Below are 3,520 nucleotides of genomic sequence, written 5' to 3'. Positions count from 1 at the left end.
CTCGGTTACGGATATTTTGATGAAATCGACAACCAAGCGCCGCAGATTGAATCAGCACCGCTGATCACGTCAGTAATAGGTGCAATATATCTTCTATTATAACCCTGTTCTCCTTCGGCTATAACAGCAGAAGCGACTTTTTATCAAAGATCAGCCCCTTGTTGAAAAATCCCGACGAAATCGATTTTCGCCGTTTTTAAGCTCGGACCGGGAGAGCGGATGGCTTTCTACTGGAAGCTCCTGCTCTCTTGATTTTTAGGCTGTTGATTGTCCGCGCCATGAAGCGTTTGAGTGTCATGATATCGTTTAAATCTTTCATCTCTTTGATCAGGCAGAGTTGGATCTCCAAAATTTCAGTGATAAATGCGAAATAGCTGACCGAACATCAAATATTTATCAAGATTATGAAAGCATATGTACAATTGCTGTTTTTTTCATGTGTTCTAGGAGCGCTCTCTTTGCAGGCGAATGAAATGGGTCCCTTAAGCATCCACCCTGAAAACCCAAGATATTTTGCGAATCCAACTGGAGGTGTTGTATACTTAACCGGATCTCACACCTGGGCGGCTCTGCAGGAGCGTGGCATCGAAGGAGAAACCCCGGACTTTAACTACATAAAATACCTGGATTTTTTAAAAGAATATAATCATAATTTCCTACGTATGTGGTCATGGGAACATGCAACATGGATGCAATTCAGAGAGCGTGAAGTATTAATTAGGTATACCCCGACCATCTATATGCGAACAGGTCCGGGGACTGCACTTGATGGAAAACCTAAATTTGATGTAAAAAAATTCAATCCCATTTTTTTTGAGCGATTACGAAGCCGTGTATCGCTGGCGCGCGAGAGAGGACTCTATGTTGGCGTTATGCTGTTTCAGGGTTTTAGTGTGGAACAAAAAGGACAAAAAGGGGTAGACCGTAAAATGGGTAATCCATGGGATGGACACCCATTTAACAAAAGCAACAATATTAATCAAATCGATGGTGATATTGACCGTAATGGTGAGGGAGAAGAAGTCCATACACTCGCCGATCCTGCTGTTGTGCAATTACAGGAATCTTATGTCAGGAAAATGGTTGATACTCTAAACGATTTCGACAATATAATTTGGGAAATCAGTAATGAGAGTCATGGTGATTCCACAGAGTGGCAGTATCATATGATCCAATTCATTAAAAAATATGAACAAACCAAACCTCAACAGCACCCCACATGGATGTCGTTCCAAGCGTCAGATCATAGCGAAGGAACGAATGAAAATCTTTTCAAAAGTCCCGCTGAAGCCATTTCTCCGGGAAAAGAAGGGGGGTATGTAGATGAGCCGCCTGCTTCTGGAGGAGAAAAGGTCATAATTGTTGATACCGATCACCTGGATCCGTGGTTACAGCAGATAAAGGACGAATGGGCGTGGAAATCCTTTTTACGTGGTTTGAATCCGATTGTCATGGATGAATATATGGATTTTCGTGCTGGAAGTCCCGACCAACCTGTAGTAAAATTTGAATCGATACGTAAAGCGCTAGGACAGACAAAAATATTGGCTCAACACGTCAATTTAGCGAATATGTACCCGCATGGAGAACTGTGCTCTAGTAAATACTGTCTTGCCGATCCTGGCAAAGAGTATCTGGCTTTCAAGCCGGAATTAGATGAGGTGATCTGGATTAATTTGCCTCCGGGTGTTTATAAAGTCAGTTTCTACGACTCACAACTCGGAAAATTCGTGAAGACTGAAGAATTGATAATTAAAGAACAGTCTAAATGGAGTAAATTATTTCCGTTTAAGAAAAAACAGCAGATAGTTTGTCCCTTCGAAGGATTAGGGGTCGTTCATATCAAGAGAAAGAGCGTACCGTGAATGGAAGGTAGTGACAGGTACTTATCTGTTTTATTACTACCTTAAAAATATCAATAAAATGGTTAATATAGTTGATAGGAAGAATACCTTGGGATTATTTATTAAAACTAGCTTGGTAACTTTTAAAAAGAGGTGGGCACTATATTGGATGAAAAGATCAGGGATGAATTCGGCAGGTAGACGAGCTATGTTTTTTGCAGGATTGTTTGCTCCGAAATACAAATCACGGTGCTACCTCGCTAAAAAAGGACCTGTTGGATATATTGCACAATCCGCTGTTATCGAACACTCTGGATTGGAACTAACCAATGATGTTTATATTGGGGATAGGGTAACTATTTATCAATCCTCAAATGGGGGTACTGTTTCTCTCAAAAAAGGAGTGCATCTCTACAGCGACATCATTATAGAGACTGGCGAAAAAGGCATGATAACCATAGATGAAGAAACTCATATTCAACCTAGATGTTCTATTTCTGCATATAAAGGATCTGTTAAGATTGGTAAGCGTGTTGAAATAGCCCCAAACTGTGCTTTTTATCCGTATAATCATGCAATAGATCCTGGTGAGTTAATTCGAAATCAACCGCTCATTAGTAAAGGAGATATTATTATTGAGGACGATGTCTGGTTGGGCTTTGGTTCTGTAATTCTTGAAAACGTTTGTCTTGGTCAAGGGTGCGTGATAGGTGCCGGTTCTATCGTTACAAAAAACATTCCTCCAGGTGCGATTGCTGTTGGAAATCCTGCAAAGATTATTGGCCATCGAAATAATATCAAATTAGTCCAAAATAAAGTTTCATGACTACCACGAAAACACCTAAACTAGTTGCTATTGTAATTCCACTGTCAAACAGAACGGAACTAACTGCAGCAGAACAAATTTCTCTTCGTCATTTACTGCATCATCTTGGGACATATGATAAATATTTTATTGCGCCACATGGATTAGCTATCAGTCATCCTGAAGTGCAAAATAAATATTTTGATCAGAAATACTTTGGGAGTGCAGAAGCTCATAGTAAACTTTTATTATCTTCTTTATTTTATAAAGCTTTTAAAGAATACAAATACATTCTGATATACCACTTGGATTCTTTGGTATTTTCGGATCAACTCACCGAGTGGTGTCAGCAAGGATATGATTACATAGCGCCTCCATGGATAAAACATGAAGATGCTCCCTATGCGGGTATGACCAAATTTGAAGGCAAAGTTGGCAATGGCGGTTTTTCTTTGAGAAGAATTGAGAGTTTTATAAAAGTTATAGATTCAAATAAATATTATATAGATCCAGACAAATATTGGCAACAGTTTTGTAAGAACAGATCAAAACTTAAACAACTAGTCAATTTGCCAAGAAAATATATTAAGCGTATCTCAAAATTTAATAATGCGAAGAAAGAAATAGATGAAAAAATAACTATTGAAGATATGTTTTGGGCAAACAGAGGAAAGTATTATTATCCAGAGTTCAAAATAGCACCTATAGAAATTGCGTTGAAGTTTGCTTTTGAATGTGTGCCTCATTACTGTTATGAGCAAAATGGTCATCAACTTCCATTCGGCTGTCATGCTTGGGAAAAATACGAAAAATCATTCTGGGAGCCTTTTTTATTGCCAGATGCTATTTGTCATAAGTAATTAAAAGTAAC

General features: G+C 38.8%; 3 protein-coding genes. All 3 read left to right on the top strand.

Annotated features, from left to right (window positions below):
* The first annotated feature begins 458 nt into the window (after nt 1-458).
* Genes ACYQ8U_RS22755 through ACYQ8U_RS22745 form a run of 3 tightly spaced genes read left to right on the top strand, consistent with a single transcriptional unit; the run spans nt 459 to nt 3,509 of the window.
* Nucleotides 459-1,865: a DUF6298 domain-containing protein gene (locus tag ACYQ8U_RS22755; RefSeq protein ID WP_459947852.1), complete on the top strand. Its 1,407-nt coding sequence runs from the start codon at nt 459-461 to the stop codon at nt 1,863-1,865.
* A 10-nt stretch (nt 1,866-1,875) separates the two neighbouring features.
* Nucleotides 1,876-2,670 carry an acyltransferase gene (locus ACYQ8U_RS22750; protein WP_459947851.1) on the top strand — a complete coding sequence of 265 codons (795 nt, stop codon included), beginning with the start codon at nt 1,876-1,878 and terminating at the stop codon, nt 2,668-2,670.
* The gene (locus tag ACYQ8U_RS22745) at nt 2,667-3,509 is read left to right on the top strand and encodes a DUF5672 family protein (RefSeq protein ID WP_459947850.1); all 843 of its coding nucleotides are present in this window, start codon (nt 2,667-2,669) and stop codon (nt 3,507-3,509) included. The genes ACYQ8U_RS22750 and ACYQ8U_RS22745 overlap by 4 nt, the downstream gene beginning before the upstream one ends.
* Nucleotides 3,510-3,520 lie beyond the last annotated feature (11 nt).

The organism is Desulfocastanea catecholica (genome assembly GCF_054657295.1).
The sequence above is the reverse complement of the archived record's forward strand: the minus strand, read 5'-3'. Positions and strand labels throughout refer to the sequence as shown.

Excerpts from the sequence above, each read along its gene's own strand:
- ACYQ8U_RS22745 (WP_459947850.1), top strand. The coding sequence starts at position 2,667 with ATGACTACCACGAAAACACCTAAACTAGTTGCTATTGTAATTCCACTG.